Raw genomic sequence first — 24001 nt, 5'->3', positions numbered from 1 at the left:
TTAAAAATTTTGTTGTATGGTCATCACTTGATCACCACGCTTTATTTCTATTTTGACCTGACCTTCACGTCGAGCCTGTTCCAGCAACTGGGCATCACTTTGCCCCTGACCCACAGCCTGTCCATTTAAAGACATGATCCGGTCCCCAGGTTGCAGTCCCAGCTTACTGCGCAATGCTGCTGGCGTTCTTGCGGTCACTTCATAGCCCCCGCTAGCCGCATTGACCCCCATATCTTTTAAATACTGGTCACGGTCTTCCTGTATCTTCTGTACCGCTTGCCCTAAAGCATTTTGTTCCTGACTGGGCATGCTCGGCGTAACCTGATTATTTGTCGTAGGCAAGCTGGTTGCTGCAGGCTGAACAATGCTTTGATCCAAACCATTTTCAATGCCTTTAAATTGTAGTTCTCGCGTCGTACCATTGCTTTGACGCAACACTACTCGATCCCAATGCACTTCAGCCAACTGATAAGAGGTGGGTGCAATACTTTCACCAACCCGATAGCGATCAGCCTGATCATTAACTTTAATCACTGCCGACGAAAATTGATTTGGATGACCAACCACTACACCTTGCAAAATCAGGTTAACATTGTCTTCTGCCGCAGCTGTCTTGCCAGCTTCATGAAACAGCGCAAATGAAGAAATGTTTGGCACCTGCGGCTGCTGTGAACCCAGCTCAACCCGCTCCAGCTGCATCACCTGAGGCGGTGCTACCAGCAACCAGAAAATGTTCGCCAACTTCCAGCATAAATACAAAATCAGCAGGATCAATAATAAGGGGGCAATCCGGTCTGCCTGTTTCCAATTTAATTGTTGAATTTTTTCCATCCACTGATTCATTAGAAGCCACCTTTAAACAAGGGTTGGCGCGAACTGATCACATAGGTGTCCAAACCAGCTTTACCATCATAAGAAGCAACATTCAGTAGCAGACGCTGAGTCAATTGCACATCAAGCATCAAGTTTTGATCCAGCTCCAATGCCATCAGCTTTTGATCACGCTGATCCCGAATATCAAAGACCAGCTTATTATTTTCATCCGCTAATCTTCCTTTCAATGAAGGGATATTCATCCGATCCTGGCGTTGGGCATAGGTATAAAGCAGCTCGCCACCGACCCATTGCAACTGACCTTCGGCCTGAGCAAAGCCCTGTTCTTTTTTAAAATTGAAATTTATATCCTGCAATTGAAGGGCATTGGCTGGCCACTGCCATTCCACCAGATGTTTCAGGGTTTCCGGTGCAACCTGACCATTTAAATCATGAATAATTATTTTTTTGCCAAAACCATAACCGACAATACCATCTAGCTGGGTATGTCCACTATGTAACTCTATATTTGCCCCTAAACGCAGCAAAAAAAGGTCTAGGGGGCGTGTTTTCCAACTTAACGACCCGGTTAAATTTCCCTTATGCCAATCTGCTTGCCCCTGCCAGATGTTACCGCTGACATTGTGTAAAACCTGGTTGTTTTTATAAAATTTTGAAATAATCCAAGCCGCTGGAATCTGGAGTAATATGAAAATAAAAAAAACGCTGATGGAAAAAATCCACCACGTGATGTATTTGGGTTTGTTTATCATCCCACCACGACCCACATATCAATTATTCTGCCCTAAACGCCAATATTATATTTCTACTCCCATTATGCACACTTTTTTCTCAACGCCAATTCAAAGATATAAAAAAACCAGGTCTAAAGACCTGGTTTTTTATATTGCATCTAATTAGATGAGCATCTCATACATATTTAAATCAGATGAGAAAATCTTCCAATTTTGCACCACTTTCAAGTTCTGCAACTAACCAGCGAGGTTGTTTGCCACGACCTGTCCAGGTATCAGCTGCATTCTTTTTGCTGCGGTAACGTGGTTCTACAGATTTGCGTGTACTTTTCTTACGTTTAGTTGCGCCAAACTCTAAAATTTGTTCAATCGTTAAACCTACGTTATCGGCAATATCTAAAATTTGCTGATAAGCATCTTCAACCGCTTGATCTTTTTTAGAAGCAATTAATGCTTCAGCTTCAACTTGTAACCGCTTTAACTCTTCAACAGATAAATTACTAATGTCCGGCATCATATTAACTCCACAATAAGTTTATATTTTTTTATTTAAAACCCGCTCATAATATTTTTATTATTTAAAACATTCAATACAATTTTTTAAATAAACAACAATCTTTAAAAACAGATTTCACATTTCTTTCAATTTATAGAGCATCCACTTTAAATATTTTTTAAATTAAATGATTCACACTTAATTCAGTTTCTGTCATTTTATGACGAATAATTTCAGGTATTTCCGTTTTAAGCATGGTCTCCTTATTTACACAGACAATAACTGCCTCTGCGACGGCGATATTTTGTTGTTGTGACTCGCTCCATAATAGATAACTCATTCTAAATGCACTATTACGAATTTCTTCTACGCGAACACCAATTTTAAGCCGGTCCGGATAAAATAACGGACTGATATATTTGCACTGATTGGATGCAACCACTGTATAAACATCATGTTCAAAAATATTCAGGGCATCCATGTAGAATATGCGGGCACTCTCAATATAACGGTAATACATAACATTATTCACATGCCCAAAGGCATCCATATCGCCCCAAGCAACAGACTGATCATAAATGACCGGATAATCGGACAGGGTCAGCATATTTTTACCTTTATATCTTTATTTCAACAAAATTTGCATTATTTTCAAATATTAAATTTAACTGTTTAATCAAATCATCCTGACCTTTTAAAGTAGACTTAATTCTTAAATAATTCATCATTACATTATCTGGGTATAATTCAAGTAATTGATCAGCTTCAGCCGTTCTTGCAGTTGCGCTATATACATGCCATTTTGCAAAGGTAAATACAGGCAAAGAAGGATATTTATTTTCCCAATAGTCAATCCGCTGCTCAACCATTAAATAATCAGGATTTTGCTTTAATAATTGCTGCTGGAACCATAAATAAAAAACGTCCTGATTAAATTGCTCATCCAGTAAATGCAACACCAATGCTTCATGCTGCTGGCTCATTTCCGGCATCCGTGATAACAGCTTTAACCATAACACCTTGATCTCATAATCACGGCTATAAATTTGGTCTTGCAAGTCTAAATAACGCTGTTGCAAATTTTGCAAACTTTCGACATTAGCCTGATCAAAATGAAGCAATAGCTGCTGTAGCCATTCCTGTTTTTTTTCTGTCCCTAAATGTCCATATTTAGTCGAGCGTAAATACATCCAGGGAAACTGAATGGCAAACTTTTCCCATAAACTGGTTAATCTTAAATCATAGGCACTTTTCACATCGTTTAACCAGGGTGAAAGCTCATGCTGATTTAAGAATTCAAGATGGGTTAATGCCTGCTCGGCATCATTTTGTGACAGGTAAATTTCTATGCGCTGGATTTCCGCCAATTCAAATGCCATGGCATTGCTTTGATTTAAGATTGCCAAGGCTTGTGGATATTGCTGCTGGATCCAATATAGTCGCGAACCGATAATACCTTTTAATAAACCCGATTGAGAAAATACGTTTTGAATAAACTGGTGTTGGTCTTGTGCGGCTTCTAATAACCAGATGACTGCCAACTGTTCATAAGGATGCAGGTTTTTAAAATTAAATACAGTTTCTAGCTTGCGTTGTTCGCGGATTAAATAGCGTTTAATCAGTAACCACAATAGCTGAATAAATAGACTTAGACTGGCCAGAATAATAAAAATCATCCAGATATTGGTCTGAATTTGCCATTCGCGCCAATATAAATAAACATAACCCGCACCATAGCCATAACTTAAAACACTTAAGCCGGCAATAATAATTAAGCTGATAAAAGCATAGGCCAGTAAAATCTGCTTCATTAATTCATTACCCCAATAATGCGCGCGTATTTAAACCAGGCGTAGGCTTAATGCTAAATCCTTTGATCTTCTGGATATTTTGAATCAGCTGTCGCGTTTTCTCATCTGGAATCTGATTCAGTAATTGAATAATTTCTGTCAGTGATTTTTGATATTCCAAATATTGCCCCTGTTTTAAGGCCTGTTGCGCAATTAACAATCTGAGCTGTGCTTCTTTTAAAATGAGTGGACGCTGCATTAATGCTTTAGCAGGTTGTTTTGCGGGTTCAATCACCAGCCAGCGTTGCCAGAAATATTTATCCGATGCCTGGCTCGCACTTAATTGTGGCGCTTTTAATTCCTGAGCCAAAGCAGCATCAAGCTGCTGGATTAATTCATCCACTTTGACTTGCTGAGCCACCCGTTCACTAACAAACTGCTGAATAACCTGATGATCTTTGGCAATCACCTGATGCAAACTTTGCTTCAATGGCACAGCGAGAGCATAGTGTTCAATATTTTGATCTAAATCGGTTAATTTATTTAAAGCCGCCGTAAATTGTTGTTGCTTCAACATAAATTCAATCAATTCTAATTGCTGTTTAATCGCAACAATAGGATCAATACTTGCAGCTTGAATGGTTTTTAAATCCTGTGCTGCCTGTGAGCCAGCCGCCGCAGATCCATCAGTCAGCGTTACTTTGCGCTGTAAAGCGACAAATTGGTCATTTAAATTTGCATTGTTCTGTTCAATTCGATGCAGACTCGCGCTTAATTCCGTTTGTTGTGCAGTAAGATTAAATACGTCATAACTTAATTTGGCAATCCAGAGCAGACTTAAAATAAATAATAGAATGAGTGTTTTCTTCATGTGTTCCCTTGCACAACAACAAGCTTCTGCAAAATTGAATCTGTTTTTAAATCAGGTAGTCGTGTGATATTAAAACATGTTGCCTGATTTTTTTTATAATTCGAAACAACTTGATACAAGCGCTCACCTAAAACCAGATAATGCCCTTTTGCAATCAGCTGTTTTTGATCTTGCATGAGCTGAATCCAGTTCAACCAACTCGCTTCGCTACTGACCACCATAGCATACTGTGCTTGTTTTTCTAATAAAGATAATACATTAGCTAAATCTTGCTGAGTAAATACCGGACAACGGCGCTGATATAAAACAAAATTTAGAATTCGCATGCCTTGCTGTTTTAACTGATCCATCATAAACAGGCGCCCCCCTTCGCCACGCCAAAAAGCCAGACACTGACCTGAATTGAGGGTTTGTAAAACAGGAAGCTGTAACATTCCTTCCGATGTTTCAACTTTGGGGACTTCGGCAGAAATACCATATTGCGCCAAAGCCTGAGCGGTACGATCCCCGACCGCAATCCACTGAACATGTTTAAGCTGATCCAGCGTTATACAGGATTGTTTTAAATAATCCATGCCGATTTGCACGGCAGTGGGACTGACCGCCACAATTACCTGAGCCGCAGGCAATTGCCGGTAAAGTTCAGATAAGTCCGCTGACCAGGGTCGAGGCAGCAATTGCAATAAAGGTAAATCTAACACGTCAATTTGAGCTATGCGTAAGGCATGACTCAAATTTTCTGCACGGTCCTGCGGACGTGTATTGATAAACACCATATTAATAGAGCGCTTTCAATAAGTCGCCAGCGCCTTGTTCAACTAATTTTTGCGCTAACGTTTCACCCAGTTCTACAGCCTGTTCAGGTGTTCCGCTCAGTTCGGCTTTTAATAAAGTCGCACCATCTACACTGCCAACACGACCTTCAATGTGTAATTGACCTTCCATTAAAGTCGCATGCCCCGCAATCGGCACTTGGCAGCCCCCTTCCAGATAAGCATTGAATGCACGTTCTGCACGTACACAGACATCGGTTTCCTGATGTAACAGCGGTAAAATAAGATCCAGTACCGCCTGATCTGCCGCACGGCATTCCAAACCCAGTGCGCCTTGTCCTACTGCTGGCAAACTTACTGCAGCTGGCAAGGTATGGCGAATCCGCTCCGCCAAACCTAAACGTTTCAAACCTGCACTTGCCAGAATAATGGCATCATAGAGGCCTGCATCCAGTTTGGATAAACGCGTACCGACATTGCCACGCAAATCAATAATCTCTAAATCAGGACGGGCTTTTAAAATTTGACTTTTACGACGCAGGCTAGATGTACCAACTTTGGCACCTTGGGGTAAGGCATCAAAACTTGCATAGTGATTTGAGACAAAAGCATCTAGTGGATCTTCTCGCTCACAGATGACTGCAAGCTCCAGCCCTTCAGGCAAGGCCATTGGTACATCCTTCATTGAATGGACCGCCAGGTCTGCCCGGCCATCCAGCAAGGCAGCTTCCAACTCTTTAACAAATAGTCCTTTTCCACCAATTTTGGCCAAAGGCGTATCCAAAATTTTGTCACCCTGGGTGACGAAGGTCACTAACTCAACTTTAAGATCAGCATGCAATGCCTCTAAACGGGCACGAATATGTTCCGCCTGCCATAAAGCAAGCGGGCTTTGTCGAGTTGCAATCTTCAAAATCTTCATAAATTCAAGAAACAGTTAATAAGTGCGATAGTGTAAACTTAACGCGCTGACTAGAAAATGCAAGTAAATTTGCACTGTTGTTGTCACCTAAAATTATGCCGACCAGATTTACATTTTTTGGATGCGTTCTCTTAAATTGGGCAGATGACGTCGGCTTACCGCCAGTCGCTCTTCCAGTTCACGGCAACGCACTTGATACTGCCCCGAACTGATCACTTCAAGACCATCCAGAAAATGTACTGAAACCAAGGCATTGCGATGAATTCGAACAAACTGGTCGCCAAATTCATTTTCCAGATCTTTTAAAGTTTCATCAATCAGTACACTGCCATTTTTATGCCGTACCGTGACATATTTTTGATCTGCTAAAAAATAATAAATATTTTCTACAGGAACCAGTTCTACCCCACGGTAGGTTTTTGCCACAATTTGGTGGCGTTTTATATTGAGTTCGTCCATATCTTCTTTTTGTTTTAAAGTGCTCATTTGTGCTTGAGTCAGTTTTGTTAAATGATCTAATACCTGTTGCAATTCCTGCTGCATCACCGGTTTTAGTAAATAGCCTTCTGCATGTGACTTAAATGCGTCCAAAGCATGTTCATCATAAGCCGTACAAAAAACAATGGCGGGCATAGGATCAAGCTGGCGCAAATGTTCGGCGCAGCTCAAGCCATCCATTTCAGGCATTTGAATATCTAAAAGTACTACGTCTGGCTCATAGAATTGAGTCATTTCAATTGCTTGCCGCCCATAACTTGCAGTGGCAACCACTTGGTGTCCCAGTTGCGTAACTAAACGTGACAATCGCTCTACAGCGAGAGGTTCATCATCGCAAATCAGGATGTCCATTTCTCCTCCTTCACAGTCAACATCATTTTTTTTATAGGTTAACTATGATCTTTTATTTATATCGATATTGCACAACTGTGGTAAATATTCCCTTCCCCGCGTATGTCTGAAAAGTTGCAGAGCGACCATAATAAGCCTCAAGCCGCTGCTTCACATTTTCGACTGCAATACCATGTCCCTGTCGTAAATTTATTTTATCCTGTGTATAAGGGTTAGTAATGACTATATTGACTTGATTTTGCAATATTTCAATCAATATGCTTATCGTACTCTTTGTTAGAAATTTTTCAACTCCATGAAAAATACTATTTTCCACTAAAGGTTGTAAAGTTAATAAAGGAATTTGTATCTGAGAAAACAGAACTTCATCGTCATATTTCCATTCTACCTGTAAGCGATCACCTAAACGAATCTGCTCAATCGCCAGATAACGCTGGCACAATTCAATTTCATCTTTTAATCGAACCAGTTTAAGTTCTTTAAAACTCGCACGAAATAGTTGTGATAAATTCAGTAACATTTGTTCCGCTTTATCCGGATCAATACTAATCAAACTAATCACGGTATTAAGACTATTAAATAAAAAATGTGGATGAATCCGGGCTTGCATGGCCTGAATACGCGCATTCAATTCACTGTTTTGCTGGCGTGCCCACTGTTCGCGCATATACAGATAGCGGAAACAGAATGTTCCGATCAGCACGCCATAACTGAGATGTAGCACTACACCATCCAGTAAAACATCGCTGCTTAAATTGTGGATTTGAAAATTTTGTCCAAAATAAATCAAACCATTCAGCACGATGGTGGTCAATAAAATAATCATCTGCAATAGAGTAAAGCCAACACCTAAGGCTTGCCCAAAACTTAAATGCTGAATTTTTTTCTGAAACAGCTCAACCAATGCGACAAAAGCCAGCAAAACCCAATTAATGAACAACATGTATTGCAGCAGACGATCGACACTCAAGGCCGACCAGGATTGTGCTTCTGCCAGAGCCAGGATGACTGCCAAAATATTACTGGCAATAAATAATTCAATTAGATGTTGCCAATGTCCTATTTTCGTAAAAAAATAGGCGGAATTATTTTTCCCATCATTGGTATACGTCGAAGTTGGATCGACTTGTTTTTCGGCAAGTGATTCTGAATTTGCTATACTCTCATTCAAATTACTGCTTTTTATTTTATTGAGCCGATATGACCACATCTTCTAATTCCTCAAATCCGTCACAAGCCCAAACTTCGGGTATGTGGGGCGGTCGTTTCTCTGAAGCTACTGACGCATTTGTTGCTGAATTTACAGCATCTGTTCAATTTGACCAACGCTTTTATAAACAAGATATTGCAGGTTCTATTGCGCATGCAACCATGCTTGCCAAAGTTGGGGTTTTAACAGAACATGAACGCGATGACATCATTAACGGCCTAAACACCATTAAAGCTGAAATTGAAGCAGGTGATTTCGAATGGCGCATTGACCTAGAAGATGTACATATGAATATTGAGTCGCGTTTGACTCAACGTATCGGCATCACAGGTAAAAAATTACATACTGGCCGTAGCCGTAACGACCAGGTGGCAACAGATATCCGTCTATACGTGCGTGATGAAATTGATGCCATTCTTCAATTATTAGAAAAACTGCAAAAAGGTATTTTGGGCTTAGCGGCTAAAAACACCAACACCATTATGCCAGGTTTTACCCATCTTCAAACGGCTCAGCCTGTGACTTTTGGTCACCATTTAATGGCCTGGTTTGAAATGCTGGTACGCGACTCTGAGCGTTTAATTGACTGCCGTAAACGTGTAAACCGTTTACCACTTGGTTCTGCTGCACTTGCGGGTACAACTTACCCAATCGAACGTGCTTACACGGCTGAACTTTTAGGTTTTGAAGCAGTATGTGAAAACTCGCTGGATGCTGTATCTGACCGTGACTTCGGCATTGAATTCAATGCTGCTGCATCTTTAATTATGATGCACCTGTCTCGTATGTCTGAAGAAATGATTCTGTGGACATCTGCACAGTTCAAATTTGTGAACATTCCAGACCGTTTCTGTACCGGCTCTTCAATCATGCCGCAAAAGAAAAACCCGGATGTTCCTGAACTGATCCGTGGTAAGACTGGCCGTGTCTATGGCGACCTCATGAGCCTATTAACCTTAATGAAAGGTCAACCATTGGCTTATAACAAAGACAACCAGGAAGACAAAGAGCCTTTGTTTGATGCCATTGATACCGTTCGTGGTTCACTCATGGCCTTTGCTGACATGATTCCTGCATTGGTTCCAAACATTGAAATTATGCGTGAAGCTGCGCTTCGTGGTTTCTCAACTGCAACTGACCTTGCCGATTACCTGGTAAAAAATGGCGTTGCTTTCCGTGATGCGCATGAAATTGTCGGTAAAGCGGTAGCGCTTGGTGTTCAAGAAGGCAAAGACCTATCTGAATTAACATTAGAACAACTGCAACAGTTCTCTGACTTGATTCAAGCTGATGTATTTGAAAAAGCATTAACACTTGAAGCATCGGTCAATGCACGTAACCACATTGGTGGTACTGCACCTGCTCAAGTCGAAGCTGCAATTGCACGTGCCTATACACGCTTAGAAAAACTTTACGCTTAAGGAATACTGATATGTCTCGACAAGTTTTTTGCCGTAAGTATCAAACAGAAATGGAAGGTTTAGACTTTGCACCGTTCCCTGGTGCAAAGGGTCAGGAATTGTTTGATACCGTATCTAAACAAGCCTGGCAGGAATGGCTTAAACACCAGACCACCTTGATCAATGAAAAACGTTTGAACGTGTTTGAACCAGATGCGAAAAAATTTCTTGAAGAACAACGCGAAAAATTCTTCAGCAATGATGAGAGCTTAGAAAAGGCTGAAGGTCTAAAGCCTGAGTAATTTTCAAAGCGTTGCTTTGAAAATTACGCAAGGCAAGAGCTTTGCTCGCGTAGGCTTTAATCTAAAAAGAATCCCCTTTATTGGGGATTTCTTTTTTTTCTGCTCTAAAAATTACGCAAGACAAGCGAAGTGCGTAGTTTCAACTGTCATAAAGGGGTCTTTTAAAGGCTCCTTTTTATTTTGAAGAGCACTGCTCCGCCACGCCACAAGGCCAGAACTATGCTTGGAATTGAAAAACTAAGGCGCTGCCTTATTTTTCTGCAAGATGAGAAGCTATGCTGCACGTAGGCAAGTATCTGAAAGAGTCTCTTTTTAATACTTAAATCCACCCAACCTTCCTTTAAAAAAGCAGGGAGCTACTCCGTTAAATCAATTCTGATGATATTTTTCTAAGGTAGCCTGATAGTTAAAAAACATCTTTTCTAGGCTTTTTATCTTTCCTAAAAAATCCGAATAAGACATTAATTCTCTATTTTATTTTTAATTTTAAAAATTCCACTTATCTCATAAATCTTTTTAACATTTAGAAATAACTGTAATTCAAAACTACATTTTTAAATAAATGTATACATTACAACACAATAAACCACATGATTTAGCCGCTTTCCTCTCCTATACTTGGTCTCAAGTAGATGGTTTCCATCTTATTACAACTATAAATATCCCCGATTTCAATCCTAGGTTTCCCCCAAAATCTAGGATTTTTTTTGTCTGCCTTTGTTGATTGTTTTTCCTAAAAAGTAGCATCGAAATAAAAAAACGCCCATCAAGGACGTTTTTTGAATTTTTTAAAGCTGAACTCAAGGCTGTTTTAAATAAGGCCAGGCAGCTTTTAAATAGATAAACATTGACCATAAGGTCAAAATCACCGCAGTGTAAAGTAATGCATAAGCCAACATTTCAAACGGTTGCCAATTCAGTAAAAATACCGAAATCGCAATCATCTGGAAAGCTGTTTTATATTTACCCACCGTGGATACAGCAACACTGGTACGTGCCCCCAGCTCGGCCATCCACTCACGTAAGGCAGATACCGTAATTTCACGTGAAATAATCACAATCGCTGCAAAAGCCATAGATATGCTCGGTTGCCATTGCACCAGAACAATCAGGGCAGCCGCAACCATGAGCTTATCGGCTACAGGATCTAAAAACCGGCCAAATGCAGATGTTTGGTTGAGTGAGCGCGCCAAATAGCCATCGAACCAGTCGGTTACTGCAGCAATGACAAAAATGGCCGTTAAAATAATGTGACGAGTCATATTTGTATCATGACCTGCATCACCAACTGCAGGTGGCCAATATGCCACCAGCAAGAAAACGGGTATTAAAGCGATACGCGCCAAAGTCAAGATATTCGGAATATTCAGGATGCGACCTGTAGTCATAGACACCGCCAATTTTTCCCCTGTATGTACAATGAAAAACCACACATATTTTGAGGATTGATTCATCGTTAATTAGAGTCACTTTATACGAATTGCCCTAAAGTGTCACTAGGCAAACACGGTAACTGTCTGTCTGGAAATCGCAATCAGCCTATTTTCTGCATCCCAAAGATGGGCATATTCAGTGGAATAACCATCTGCGGCATAATCGGTAAATACTTTATATTTAAACCAGTCATGCAGATGACTGTTTAAAGGGTGCACGTAGGTCACGTGCCAAGTCAGTGAGCTGGCCGGTGCGAATGATTTAAACATCGGCAGGACACCCGGAGGCCACATATCAAAGGCCACCATCAAGTCGGCAATCGTCATTTCCCGATTCTCATGCAACTCCGGATTAAACCGCATCCAGCCACTAAAATCAGGTTTCTGACTTGCACTGCATGGATACTGCCCATCCACCCAGACCAAATCCATCTGCGCAAAACATTCCGGCGCTAGAGGATGATGTACCGCAACATTTAATTGCTCGGGTGCTGGAAACTCTGGTGCAACGCGTTCCTGTTGTACCGAAATCGCCGACTGGCGCTGGGTACCAAAACTGGCTATCAAAATGCTTTGCACCACATCATCCTGCCAGAGTCGCACTTCAACCGTGGTCACGGACTTGCCTTGACGCAAGATTTCAGCGCTTAAGCGAACCGGTGCCATTTGCACCGGACCGACAAAGGTCACGCTGGTGCTTAACAGCTGTTTTTCTGCATCTGCAACAGCGAACAAGGCTTTTTGCATCATCATCCCGGCCACCAGTCCTCCATAAATGGTGCGCCCCTGTAACCAACCTTCTGGAATATTGACCCATTCATCCTGTTCAATTGCGGTAAATAATTGGCGCAGTGACATCCTTCGTCCTTTGGAGTTTTTTATTGGCTCTATCTTTCACTTATTTTTAAATGTTGTGAATGATCAATGACTCAAGCGTCAGTGAGCACTTTGGCCAATTTGCCTGCATTTATTCATGCAGCACCTTATAAATTGTTCTAGCCATCACGTCTCCAAGACCGGGCACCAGCTTCAAATCATTTTCCGAAGCTTTGAGTACACCCTGAATGCCACCAAAATGAGTCAGCAGATCACGGCGGCGTTTAGGTCCCAATCCAGGAATCACTTCAAGTACCGATGAGCCACGTTTCTTGTCGCGTTTGGCACGGTGTTTGGTAATGGCAAAACGATGTGCTTCATCACGCACCTGCTGAATCAGATGCAGCGCTTTATGGTCTTCAGGTAACTGGATTTTGGTGCCATCGGTAAAATGTAAGGTTTCCAGACCGGGTTTACGCCCCTCACCTTTGGATACCCCGACCATAAAGGCATCCAGTCCCAGATCCTGCATCACTTGCATCGCCATATGCAATTGTCCTTTACCGCCATCAATCAGCAATAAATCGGGCAACATGGCTTTTTTATAGCGACGGGTCAGTGCTTGGCGCATAGCCGCATAGTCATCCCCGCCGGTAATATCATCAATGGAAAACTGGCGATAATCACGTTTCCGTGCACCGCCCGAATCAAATACCACACAGGAAGCGATAGTCGCTTCACCCATGGTATGTGAGATATCAAAGCATTCAATCCGGTCAATCGGACGGCCGACCACCTGTTCCAGCTGATGAAAGCGTTCATTCAGTTCAAAATGATTGGCCAGCTGTCCTTTAATGGCATGCTGCACATTCATATTGGCCAGTTCCAGCCATTCGGCCCGGGTTTCCCGAACATTGTGCTTAATCTGTACTTTCTTGGCGAATTCCTGTTGCAGTGCCTGTTCCAGCTCTTTGCGATCCGGAATTTCAACATTGACAATCAGCTCGGCAGGCACTTCATCGGCGACCTGAAAATAAAAGTTCGCCATGAAGTCAGACAGCATTTGTCCCAGATCATCACCTAACATATCAGGAAAATAACTTTTACCCCCGAGCATTTTGCCATTACGTACATGCATGATTTGCACGCAAGTCACCCCGGCATGATAGGCAATGGCCAGAATATCGGCCTCGCCCTTGAGTTTATAAATCGCCTGTTGCGACTGCACATCGCGCAGCAGCGCCATACGGTCACGATAAAATACCGCTTTTTCAAATTCCAGCGCTTCTGCTGCCGCTTCCATTTTGGCAATCAGTTCTTGATTCAGCTCTTTGGTATCGCCCTGTAAAAAGCGAATCGAGTTATTGACATCTTCCTGATAATCTTCAGGCGAAATCAGCCCCACACAAGGCGCGGTACAGCGTTTAATTTGGTACTGCAAACAGGGACGTTTGCGCTGGGCAAAATAGCTGTTTTCACACTGCCGCACATTAAACAGTTTTTGCAGTACCACCAAAGTATCGCGGGCATTATAGGCACTGGGATAAGGCCCAAAAAACTTACCCACCTGATGCTTGCCTTTGCCACGGCCCGCAGCAATACGTGGATAAGGCTTGTCGCTGGAAACAAAAATGTAGACGTAAGATTTATCATCGCGCAGCATGATGTTATACGGTGGACGATGCAGCTTGATCAGGTTCTGTTCCAGCAATAAAGCTTCGGTTTCCGAGCGAACTACCAGCGTTTCGATATCATAAATACGCGCCACCAAAGCCTGCGTTTTCGGATGTTCGATGGTTTTGACAAAGTAGCTGGACACACGGTTTTTTAGATTCTTGGCCTTACCGACATACAGCAATTCGCCATCCTGGCCCAACATACGATACACGCCCGGTAAAGTGGTCATATGGGCTAAAATCTTTTCAATATGTTCTCGTGCGTTTTCGTTCACATTCAGCCTGATTTAAATTGCATAAACTTTGCTACATGATGTGATGGTTTTAACGCCATTTTCAAGCCAATTCGGTATTTTCCCCATAATCATGCAAAGTTCCAGCAATCACCTGATTGCTAAAAGCTATAAGTAAATCGGGCTTATTTTGCTATGCTCAAGCCATCTGAAGAATTTGGATCAAACTGAATGACGACCCACAATCATGCCATGCATATCGTTAAGCCTGTAACTGCAACGCATAGCACATCTGAAAAAGATAAATTGATTGGCAAGTCGCGTTTTCATTTTGAACCGTTTGAAGTCATGCAGCTGTTGAAACAGCGTATTATTGGACAGGATGCGGCACTGCATGAAATTGAAAAAATGCTGCATGTGGTCAAAGCCGATTTTTCCAGTCCCGATCGTCCACTGTCCGTAACCTTAATGCTTGGCCCGACAGGTGTCGGCAAGACCGAAACGGTACGCTTAATTTCTGAGGCTATTTATGGCCGTCCGGATGCATTTTGCCGCATCGATATGAACACTCTGGCACAGGAACATTATGCGGCAGCTATTACCGGCGCACCTCCGGGTTATGTCGGCTCTAAAGAAGGTCATAGCCTGTTTGATGAAACAGCGATTGCAGGCAGTCATACCCGCCCGGGCATTGTATTGTTTGATGAGCTGGAAAAAGCTTCCACTGAAGTGATTCGTGGCCTAATGAATGTACTGGACACCGGCAAACTAACCTTGACCTCCGGCACCAAAACCATCGACTTTCGTAACTGCATGATCTTTATGACCAGTAATATTGGGGCACAAGCTGCGCAGCAATATCTGAACAAACTGAATTTTCTACCCAAGAAAATTCAGGATCTCTGTCTGAAAAAAGTGCCGACCAAAACCATCATTGAAAAAGTCATGTTTAGAAAATTCGATCCCGAGTTTTTAAACCGGATTGATCGCACTCTGCATTATCAAGCCGTTCAGGATGATGCCCTGCCAAAACTGGTGGACATTGAACTGCAAAAGCTAAATCAGCGCCTGCAGCATCAAAAACGTGCGGTGATTTTAACCGATTCAGCCAAAGCACACTTCTATAAAGGTCATGATATCCGTTTTGGCGCACGCCATTTAGCCCGCAGAATGCGAACTGAACTGGAACCGATTCTGGCCATTTACTTTTTAAATTATCCTGAAAAAGCTCAGCTCACGGTGAACTTTGCTGATGGACAATTGATGATTCAAGCTGAATAAGCTTCTAAATAGTCTTCTACATACCCTGCTAAACTCTCTATGCAGTCAAACATTCGGCAGCGTATTTGACTGCAAACTGCGTTCACTTTTATTTCAATAAAATGCTCATCAGCGCTGCCATTTGCAATCTTTTGCTTAAAACTTTGCTGCAAGCATGACTTGAATGAGCGCTAAATTTAGCCCAATTGACCTTTTTGACCAAAACAAAGCCATAAAAAACTTGAAATCCGGTACTTATCCCAGATATAAATAGTCACGAAATTATTAAAAAATCCTAATTTAAACAAAAAGTTCATCACATTTTTACCCAGCACAGTAAAAATAAAGCTGCCCACTACAAGGGTTTGTTGAAAAAAAATTGATGACCCTTGCGTCACGGCTTGATACAACTTGTTATGTTCTTTTTGGATATAGTTATCGTAAGATTGGCGAAGCATAAATGTACGCTGAAATTGCGTACACGCTTCACAACATCAACTTAGAAGTCCTCCAAAATAAAGGAGATCAGGCATGATCCACGCTGGCAATGCCATTACCGTCCAAATGCTTTCGGACGGAATTGCAGAATTCCGCTTTGACTTACAAGGTGAGTCGGTCAACAAATTTAACCGTGCAACAATTGAAGATTTTAAAGCTGCAATTGAAGCGGTTAAAGCAAATAGCGAAGTAAAAGGTTTAATCGTTACCTCAGCTAAATCAACATTTATCGTTGGCGCTGACATCACTGAATTCGGTGAAAACTTCGCACAAGGCGAAAAAGCGATTGTGGATTGGGCATTGCCTGTTCACGACATCTTCAACGCATTTGAAGATTTAGAGATTCCTAAAGTTGCTGCAATCAATGGTATGGCATTGGGCGGCGGCTTTGAAATGTGCCTGGTCTGTGACTACCGTGTAATGTCAGAAGCAGCTCAAGTCGGTCTTCCTGAAATCAAACTCGGTATCTTCCCGGGCTTCGGTGGTACGGTTCGTTTAAGCCGTGTAATCGGTATCGACAATGCGGTTGAATGGATGGCAATGGCTAATCCTAAAAAACCTGCTGCTGCACTGAAAGATGGTGCTGTTGATGCTGTGGTTGCTGCGGACAAATTACAAGATGCTGCGATTGACCTGGTTAAACAAGCCATTGCTGGCCGTTTGGACTGGAAAGCAAAACGTCAGGAAAAATTAGACCCTGTTAAGTTGAACATGCTTGAGCAAATGATGGCATTCAACTCAGCAAAAGGTGCTGTTCTTGCAAAAGCAAACCCTGCTCAGTACCCTGCGCCAAAACTTCTTCTTGATTCATTACAGGCAGGTGCAAGCCTTCCACGTAACGAAGCATTGAAATTTGAAGCTGAAGGTTTTGCAAAAGCTGCGGTAACACCGCAAGCAGGTGCGTTGATCGGTTTATTCATCAACGACCAAATCGTGAAGAAAACCTCTAAGCGCTATGAAAAAGGTGCGCATCCTGTAAACCAGGCAGCTGTACTTGGTGCAGGTATCATGGGTGGTGGTATTGCTTACCAGGCGGCAAGCAAAGGCACACCAATCATCATGAAAGACATTGGTAATCCGCAACTTGCTTTGGGTATGAAAGAAGCAAACGGCTTACTGACCAAACAAGTTGAACGTAAGAAAATGACCCCTGCAAAAATGGGTGAAACTCTTGCGCGCATCCGCCCGACTTTAAGCTATGACGAGTTTAAAGAAGTGGACATCGTAATTGAAGCAGTAACGGAAAACCCTAAAGTGAAGGGTATCGTACTTGCTGAAACCGAGAAAAACGTTCGCGAAAACACCATCATTGCATCAAATACCTCTACGATTTCAATCACCCGTTTAGCTGAAAACCTGCAACGTCCTGAAAACTTCGTCGGTATGCACTTCTTTAACCCGGTACACATGATGCCATTGGTAGAAGTGATCCGTGGTGAGAAAACCTCTGCTGAAGCGATTGCAACAACTGTAGTTCTTGCTCAGAAAATGGGTAAAACACCAATCGTTGTCAACGACTGCCCGGGCTTCCTGGTGAACCGCGTATTGTTCCCTTACTTTGGTGCATTTGACCTATTGCTTAAAGATGGTGCTGACTTCCAGCAAATCGATAAAGTGATGGAAAAATTCGGCTGGCCTATGGGTCCTGCTTACCTGATGGACGTTGTCGGTATCGACACTGGCGTTCACGGTGCAGAAGTGATGGCTGAAGGCTTCCCTGACCGTATGAAACCGGACTTCAAAGGTTCGATTCAAACCATGTACGAAGCAAAACGTCTGGGTCAAAAGAATGACGTTGGTTTCTACAAGTATGAACTTGACCGTAAAGGCAAAAAAGCCAAAGTGGTTGATCCAACTGCGTATGAGCTTGTTGCATCTGTTGCAACTGCGGAAAAACGTGAATTTGATGCTCAGGAAATCATTGACCGTATGATGCTGGCTTTCTGTAACGAAACTGTTCGTTGCCTGGAAGACAACATTGTAGCAACTGCTTCTGAAGCAGATATGGCGATGATTATGGGTGTTGGTTTCCCTCCATTCCGTGGCGGCCCTGCACGTTACATCGACCAAACAGGTGTTGCTGAATACGTTGCGCTTTGCGACAAATATGCACACTTAGGTAAGGCTTATGAAGCGCCACAAATGTTGCGTGACATGGCTGCTAACAACAAAAAATTCTACGGTTAAGGAGCAACGTGAATGGCTACTTTAAATCCGCGTGACGTTGTCATCGTTGATGGCGTACGTTCAGCAATGGGTAAAACCAAAAACGGTATGTTCCGCAATGTACGTGCTGACAGCCTTTCTGCTGAACTTGTACGTGCACTTGTTGCTCGTAACCAGTTTGATGTCAACGAAGTTGAAGACCTGATCTGGGGCTGTGTCAACCAGACACTTGAACAAGGCATGAACATTGCCCGTAACATTGGTTTATTGGCTGACTTACCTAAAACTGTTGCAGGTCAAACCGTTAACCGTCTGTGTGGTTCGTCTATGCAGGCCATCCACACTGCGGCTGCGCAAATTGCAACGAATCAGGGTGATATCTTCATCATTGGTGGTGTAGAGCACATGGGTCACGTCGGCATGATGCACGGCATCGACCTGAACCCTGAAGCATCTAAGCACTATGCCAAAGCGTCTAACATGATGGGCTTAACCGCTGAAATGTTAGGTCGCATGAACGGCATTACCCGTGAAGAACAGGATGCGTTCGGTGTTGAATCTCACCGCCGCGCTTGGGCTGCAACACAAGAAGGTCGTTTCAAAAACGAAATTATTGGTGTTGAAGGTCACGATGCAAACGGTTTCAAAATCCTGTGCGACATCGACGAAGTGATTCGTCCAGATGCCAATCTTGAAGCATTCCAGGCTTTACGTCCAGCATTTGACCCGAAAGGCGGTACAGTGACTGCTGCAACATCTTCAGCGTTGTCTGATGGTGCATCTGCAATGCTACTGATGTCTGCTGAACGTGCGCAAGCGCTTGGTCTTAAGCCACGTGCTGTGATTCGCTCTATGGCGGTTGCAGGCTGTGATGCGGCGATTATGGGTTATGGTCCAGTTCCAGCAACGCAAAAAGCTTTGAAACGCGCTGGCCTGTCAATTGCTGACATTCAAACTTTTGAGTTAAACGAAGCGTTTGCTGCTCAAGGTTTGTCGGTTCTTAAAGGCTTAGGCATTTACGACCAGCAAGACCGTGTGAACCTGAACGGTGGTGCGATTGCGCTGGGTCACCCATTGGGTTGTTCTGGTGCGCGTATCACAACGACATTGCTGAACGTTATGGAACAGCAAGATACACAAATTGGTCTTGCGACCATGTGTATCGGTTTAGGTCAAGGTATTGCAACGATTATCGAACGTGTTTAATTCTTAAATACTTCGAGATAAGAAACCCCGCTTATTGCGGGGTTTCTTTTTATCTATTTTTAAAATTAAGATTCTGAAATATATTCATTTAAATAAAAATTTATTAAAGTTTAATATTGTTTATGCATAATTCTCAAGCAAACTCACCAAAATCAAATAAGAGCATTTATGAAAAAAATTGTATTACCCCTTATTACTAGTTTGGCATTAACTGGTTGCGCGACTACAAAAATTTCCACTGAAGTACGTAATCAACTAAATCAAACCCAATCTGCGGTCAAAGCCAAACCTGTGGCTATTTTAGTAAATTCATGTTTACTGACCAATGAACTTGGGAAAGACCTTATTTTGAACGAACCATCTCAATTAACCAGTGAAAAGTTTATTCGGGCGTTCTCTCAACAATTAAATCAGCAAGGTGTGCAAGTAAGCGGGGCTGCATCTCCTTTTATATGCGGCACTATGCCAGAAGAACAGCTAAAAAAATATGACTTCCTCGCTGATCGAAATACAAAACGCGTAGCGATAAGCAGTTACCCTCTTTTGAATCAAAACAACGTAGATATGAGTGCTGATCAACGAGAAGCAGTTTTGACATTTAATCAATTTATAGCTAAATCAGATGAAGTGAATTTGGCAAATGCGCGAAATAAAAAAGTAACTTTAGATAAACCAGTACTGACACCAGCAACAGTAAACACTTTAAAAGATTGGTCTAAGTCTAATTATATTTTTATTGCATCACTTGATGGCTTACATGCATCTACAGGATCAAAATTTGCTATGGGTGCCTTAAGTGTTGGTGTAACACTTGCAACCATGGGGGCTGGTGCTGGCATTGTCACTACATATATGCCTAAAGAAGGCCAGTACTATTCGGTACGACTTTTTGACTTAGATAAACAAGAAGTTGTATGGAATAAACATGCCATGCTTAAAGGTAATATTTTTTCTGCTAAAAACCATACTGTCCAAGTGGATGCAATTTTAAATCCGTTATTTGAGACAAAGACGAATTAATAGCAAGTTCATTATTCAAAGCAGTACAAAAACTTTCAGCTAAATGAAATATAGCGAGTAGTAGAGCATGCAAATTATCTATTCTACTACTCGCTGTATCATTAGCTAAGCCTTTTATTTCCCGTCACTTACTTAGATCTAACTTTTGCGCCAACAACGTTGCAAAATGCTGTTTAATCCGGTTCCCCTGTGCATCTACCCGATGCAACTCACCGACATTTTCATTGTATTTAACAATGTTCCATCTCTCATAAAGCGCACTTAACTCCCCTTGCTTAAAGGCAAATGGAAAGTCAGGCTGTGCCGGAAGGTCGTCCTTGTCCATCGCACAGACAATCAGGTTAAAGCCATTCACTTGGGTCGCTTGTTGCATCTGTGCAATCAGAGGTTTTACCGTTTGGGCTTGCAAGAACATCATCACCACCGTACAGCAAATAAAGTCATAACGGCCGCTAATACTTGAGTCTGCATTTAAATCACGCTGTTGCACCAGAATATTATCAATCTGCTCCGCCTGAATAATCTGCCTTAACTTTTGCAGGCTGTTTTCATTGACATCCCAGGCATTCACCTCAAAACCATGCTGACTTAAATACAGTGCATTACGTCCCTGCCCGCAACCCACATCCAAAGCACGGCCACCTTGCAAATATGGCGTAGCAGCCAGAATTTCCGAGTGCGTGGTTGAAAGCTGATATTTTTTAGTGAAGTAATCCTGTGGCAGACAATAAAACTGTAGCTGACATTCAATGTCATCACTGGCAGAAACAATTTTGTGCCACGCTTGCGGTTCAATAAATGGAGGCTGCTGCTCTGGACTAAAAACATGCTCAGACTGTACGGCACCCGATTCATCCAGCATGGCAAAATGCAGCTCCCCCTTGAATACCGTCAGCTTTGCCCATGTCCCAGCTTTGGTATTGTGCTTATTTTTAAACCCTTGCGGGATACTCTGCTGTGTCCAGACAGGAAGTTCTTTATAACACATAAGCTGTTGCATAAAAGACTGCTCTCCAAAGCATCGGTGGTCGGGCTGAAATCAATCAGTTGATGATCTATGTTTTTAGCATAGCCCGTTCCACAGCAGATTGAAATAAGCCAGCGACATGCCATTCAGGCAAACTAAAAACCATATAGAAAAGCAAAAAACTGCCCGATACGGACAGTCTTTTGGGAAACTTTAAAAAGCGAGATAAATATTTTTTAATGCAGCAGTTGTTCGCGCAACCATTCCATATATTTTTCTTGATCCATAAAGTCGGGGGCGCTACCGGTGTCCAGACTGTAATACTGCTGATTAAACTGAATCACAATCTGCTCGGTATGATGCCAGTCTTCAATCATTTTAAAGTATTGATTAAAGAAAAAACGGTTTTTACCCCAATTGTTCAGGCTTTCCAGTTTCGGGTATTTTTTATTTTCAACAAATTCACTGTATACATGCTGAATATCATCAAAAACGTGTAGGGTTTTCATGACTCACCTGCCTAGATTTCATGTCGTGATCTTTGCGACTGTTTTAATCTAGCAACCGAATTTGAACGGCAAATGACAGTCCTATTGCAAAACTGTCATGTTTGAAAAGATAAGATTCCTGTGTTCAACTGCATGAGCGTTTTACCCGGTAAAGCCCAAGAAAAATCCAATTATTATAAACATCAAAACTATCAATTTCTATTTAATCAAACCCGGATAGGACTAAGAACTTACAAAGCAGTGTAACCCATTTGCAACATCATGTTATCACTCTGTAAATTTAGTGGAATATTCATACAATCAAGCACATCTGAACAGATCAATTAAAAAAAGTAACTATCTCGAGCGTTAAAATATCCAGTACAAAAACCCTCTTTATTCTCACTATTGAGTGACCAACATGAATACTATTAAAACTGCTGTAGCGATCGCTTTAGTTGCAGGTACTACATCTGCTATGGCTGCTACTGCTGCTGTAGAAACAACTCCAGCCGCTAAAGTTGCTGCTGCAAAAGCACAAGTAAAAACAGATGCTGCAAAAACTTCGACTGCTGTTAAAACCACAACTGCTGCAACTCAAACAAAAACTGCTGCCGTAGCTAAAACTGCTACTCATACAACAGTAGCTGCCAAAGATGCTGTAGTGGCAAAAGCTGCTAATGTAAAAGAAGCAACCGTTGCTAAAACTGTTCAAGCAAAAGATGCTGCTGCGCATAAAACTGTAGCTGCCAAAGATGTTGTAGTCGCAAAAGCTGCTGACGCAAAACAAGCGACTGTTGCTAAAACTGTTCAAGCAAAAGACGCTGCTGCGCATAAAACTGTAGCTGCCAAAGATGCGGTAGTAACTAAAACTGCTCAAGCAAAAAAAACTGCCGTAGCTAAAACCACTCAAGCAAAAGATGTAACTGTAGAAAAAACTGTAGCTGCGAAAGATGCTGTGGTAGAAAAAGCGGTTGAAGTGAAAGATGCGACTGTTGCAACAACCACTGAAGCAAAAGATGCAACTGTAGAAAAAGCGACTGAAGTTAAACAAGCTGTTGCTGAAAAAGCGGATGCTGTTAAAACTGAAGTAAAAGCTGAGAAAAAATCATTCTTCTCTTGGTTTAAAAAATCTGCTGCTTAATCTTGCCTGAACGCATATGAGCGCTAAAAAAGATGCCATCTTCTGGCATCTTTTTTTATTTCAGCAGCTTTTTTCTTTATGGTTTAAGCAAGTTTTTTACATAAGTACCGTTTAGAAATTCTGAATTAAAAACTAGCGTATATTGCTATTCGGTGAACTTAACTCTTGTTGTGAAAGCCTGATCGCTTCATTTCGCAAGGTATTTTCCAACACACCCAATGAAATTTGCTCTCGAGCGATTTGTACATTTACGGCATTACGGTTTATTCCAAAAGGCTCAAGCAGAATATACAAGCCTTCTCGTGGGTCTGATGATTGCAAACCTCGGGCAATGGCCAGAACATATTGCTGTAGTGGCAATGGCAGGCTGTTGATGTCTGGCATAGGGGGTTCAGGAACCAGATCTATAGTCATCACAATAGTAGGATCTACGACAAAATTCTGGGCATCCATCTGGATCTGCATAATCCGGTGCTGCAAGGCTTTCTCTCGTTGATGATCATGTGGATCATACATGACCTGTACTATTTCGGCTTCAACTCTTAACTCTGAATCCGTTAAGGGGCTTAATTCAGGTGTATCAGCTATATCGGCAAAAGTAGATGAAATGGAAAAACTTCCGGCAATCGCTACGATTGCGCAGGACAAATTTTTTAGCAGGTTCATGGCAGTTCTACTCAACAATGAATTGAAGTAAACAAACAACCGTCGACACCTGTAATTGTATAGCGTATACGCCTTTCAGCCAGTTAGCCCTGACTAGTGGTCTTGCGGGACATTCTAACTTTCGTTAAAAAAGCTGCCCATTTCACCGCTTAAAAAACATCAGACCTGCTTCGATAAAAAAGCTCTACGCTGGATCATGTTTCTATAAATCAGATTTTTATCTTCTCCTGCTTTACTGCCCCGCTGA

General features: G+C 42.0%; 23 protein-coding genes. 7 read left to right on the top strand and 16 right to left on the bottom strand.

The window, feature by feature from the left end; all coding sequences use genetic code 11:
• From WAE57_RS07775 to WAE57_RS07730, 10 genes are all read right to left on the bottom strand, one after another.
• Positions 1-843: a type II secretion system protein N gene (locus WAE57_RS07775; RefSeq protein WP_337709790.1), complete on the bottom strand. Its 843-nt coding sequence runs from the start codon at positions 841-843 to the stop codon at positions 1-3.
• The gene (gene gspN / locus WAE57_RS07770) at positions 843-1586 is read right to left on the bottom strand and encodes a type II secretion system protein N (RefSeq protein ID WP_237786826.1); all 744 of its coding nucleotides are present in this window, start codon (positions 1584-1586) and stop codon (positions 843-845) included. Before gspN ends, WAE57_RS07775 begins: the two co-directional genes overlap by 1 nt.
• A 172-nt stretch (positions 1587-1758) precedes the next feature.
• Positions 1759-2085 carry an H-NS histone family protein gene (locus WAE57_RS07765; RefSeq protein ID WP_086174605.1) on the bottom strand — a complete coding sequence of 109 codons (327 nt, stop codon included), beginning with the start codon at positions 2083-2085 and terminating at the stop codon, positions 1759-1761.
• Positions 2086-2242: 157 nt separating this feature from the next.
• A complete protein-coding gene (locus WAE57_RS07760) occupies positions 2243-2671 on the bottom strand; it encodes a thioesterase family protein (protein ID WP_237786827.1) in 429 nt (142 codons plus the stop codon).
• A 10-nt stretch (positions 2672-2681) separates the two neighbouring features.
• Complete coding sequence (locus WAE57_RS07755) at positions 2682-3875, bottom strand: heme biosynthesis protein HemY (RefSeq protein ID WP_237786828.1); 1194 nt, start codon at positions 3873-3875, stop codon at positions 2682-2684.
• A 7-nt stretch (positions 3876-3882) separates the two neighbouring features.
• A complete protein-coding gene (locus tag WAE57_RS07750; RefSeq protein WP_337709785.1) occupies positions 3883-4725 on the bottom strand; it encodes a hypothetical protein in 843 nt (280 codons plus the stop codon).
• The gene (locus WAE57_RS07745; RefSeq protein ID WP_337709783.1) at positions 4722-5501 is read right to left on the bottom strand and encodes a uroporphyrinogen-III synthase; all 780 of its coding nucleotides are present in this window, start codon (positions 5499-5501) and stop codon (positions 4722-4724) included. Before WAE57_RS07745 ends, WAE57_RS07750 begins: the two co-directional genes overlap by 4 nt.
• Position 5502: 1 nt before the next feature.
• Complete coding sequence (gene hemC, locus WAE57_RS07740; RefSeq protein WP_337709781.1) at positions 5503-6420, bottom strand: hydroxymethylbilane synthase; 918 nt, start codon at positions 6418-6420, stop codon at positions 5503-5505.
• Positions 6421-6528: 108 nt separating this feature from the next.
• Positions 6529-7269, bottom strand: a complete 741-nt coding sequence (locus tag WAE57_RS07735; protein ID WP_086174611.1) for a LytTR family DNA-binding domain-containing protein — start codon at positions 7267-7269, stop codon at positions 6529-6531.
• Between the two features lie 52 nt (positions 7270-7321).
• On the bottom strand, positions 7322-8479 hold the full coding sequence (locus WAE57_RS07730) for a histidine kinase (RefSeq protein ID WP_337709778.1): 1158 nt from the start codon (positions 8477-8479) through the stop codon (positions 7322-7324).
• Between WAE57_RS07730 and argH the strand changes: the two genes are divergently transcribed.
• Positions 8470-9900, top strand: coding sequence for an argininosuccinate lyase (argH, locus tag WAE57_RS07725; RefSeq protein WP_337709776.1), 1431 nt, complete (start codon positions 8470-8472; stop codon positions 9898-9900). The genes WAE57_RS07730 and argH overlap by 10 nt on opposite strands.
• A gap of 11 nt (positions 9901-9911) precedes the next feature.
• The gene (locus tag WAE57_RS07720; protein WP_131290671.1) at positions 9912-10181 is read left to right on the top strand and encodes an oxidative damage protection protein; all 270 of its coding nucleotides are present in this window, start codon (positions 9912-9914) and stop codon (positions 10179-10181) included.
• An 800-nt stretch (positions 10182-10981) separates the two neighbouring features.
• On the opposite strand, the gene pgsA is transcribed toward WAE57_RS07720, so the two are convergent.
• From pgsA to uvrC, 3 genes are all read right to left on the bottom strand, one after another.
• Positions 10982-11569: a CDP-diacylglycerol--glycerol-3-phosphate 3-phosphatidyltransferase gene (pgsA, locus tag WAE57_RS07715; protein ID WP_237786835.1), complete on the bottom strand. Its 588-nt coding sequence runs from the start codon at positions 11567-11569 to the stop codon at positions 10982-10984.
• A gap of 108 nt (positions 11570-11677) precedes the next feature.
• A complete protein-coding gene (locus tag WAE57_RS07710; RefSeq protein ID WP_337709773.1) occupies positions 11678-12472 on the bottom strand; it encodes a thioesterase family protein in 795 nt (264 codons plus the stop codon).
• 109 nt (positions 12473-12581) lie between these two features.
• Positions 12582-14381 (bottom strand): excinuclease ABC subunit UvrC, encoded by a 1800-nt coding sequence (gene uvrC / locus WAE57_RS07705; RefSeq protein WP_337709771.1) that lies wholly within the window; start codon positions 14379-14381, stop codon positions 12582-12584.
• Positions 14382-14570: 189 nt separating this feature from the next.
• On the opposite strand from uvrC, the gene WAE57_RS07700 reads away from it, so the two are divergent.
• From WAE57_RS07700 to WAE57_RS07685, 4 genes are all read left to right on the top strand, one after another.
• Positions 14571-15620: an AAA family ATPase gene (locus WAE57_RS07700; RefSeq protein WP_337709769.1), complete on the top strand. Its 1050-nt coding sequence runs from the start codon at positions 14571-14573 to the stop codon at positions 15618-15620.
• 510 nt (positions 15621-16130) lie between these two features.
• Complete coding sequence (gene fadB, locus WAE57_RS07695; RefSeq protein WP_337709767.1) at positions 16131-18284, top strand: fatty acid oxidation complex subunit alpha FadB; 2154 nt, start codon at positions 16131-16133, stop codon at positions 18282-18284.
• A gap of 12 nt (positions 18285-18296) precedes the next feature.
• Positions 18297-19469, top strand: a complete 1173-nt coding sequence (gene fadA, locus WAE57_RS07690; protein WP_337709765.1) for an acetyl-CoA C-acyltransferase FadA — start codon at positions 18297-18299, stop codon at positions 19467-19469.
• Between the two features lie 168 nt (positions 19470-19637).
• Positions 19638-20489 carry a hypothetical protein gene (locus WAE57_RS07685; RefSeq protein WP_337709762.1) on the top strand — a complete coding sequence of 284 codons (852 nt, stop codon included), beginning with the start codon at positions 19638-19640 and terminating at the stop codon, positions 20487-20489.
• A gap of 124 nt (positions 20490-20613) precedes the next feature.
• Here WAE57_RS07685 and tehB read toward each other — a convergent pair whose 3' ends face one another.
• On the bottom strand, positions 20614-21489 hold the full coding sequence (gene tehB / locus WAE57_RS07680) for an SAM-dependent methyltransferase TehB (RefSeq protein WP_337709760.1): 876 nt from the start codon (positions 21487-21489) through the stop codon (positions 20614-20616).
• Between the two features lie 203 nt (positions 21490-21692).
• The gene (locus tag WAE57_RS07675) at positions 21693-21965 is read right to left on the bottom strand and encodes a hypothetical protein (protein ID WP_086197715.1); all 273 of its coding nucleotides are present in this window, start codon (positions 21963-21965) and stop codon (positions 21693-21695) included.
• 400 nt (positions 21966-22365) lie between these two features.
• On the opposite strand from WAE57_RS07675, the gene WAE57_RS07670 reads away from it, so the two are divergent.
• Positions 22366-23088 (top strand): hypothetical protein, encoded by a 723-nt coding sequence (locus WAE57_RS07670; RefSeq protein ID WP_301434973.1) that lies wholly within the window; start codon positions 22366-22368, stop codon positions 23086-23088.
• Positions 23089-23220: 132 nt separating this feature from the next.
• Here WAE57_RS07670 and WAE57_RS07665 read toward each other — a convergent pair whose 3' ends face one another.
• Positions 23221-23754 carry a hypothetical protein gene (locus WAE57_RS07665; protein WP_337709757.1) on the bottom strand — a complete coding sequence of 178 codons (534 nt, stop codon included), beginning with the start codon at positions 23752-23754 and terminating at the stop codon, positions 23221-23223.
• Positions 23755-24001 lie beyond the last annotated feature (247 nt).

Origin of the sequence: Acinetobacter sp. NS-4, assembly GCF_037402435.1 — a bacterium.
In the GTDB taxonomy this organism is placed as follows: Bacteria; Pseudomonadota; Gammaproteobacteria; order Pseudomonadales; family Moraxellaceae; genus Acinetobacter.
The sequence above is the reverse complement of the archived record's forward strand: the minus strand, read 5'-3'. Positions and strand labels throughout refer to the sequence as shown.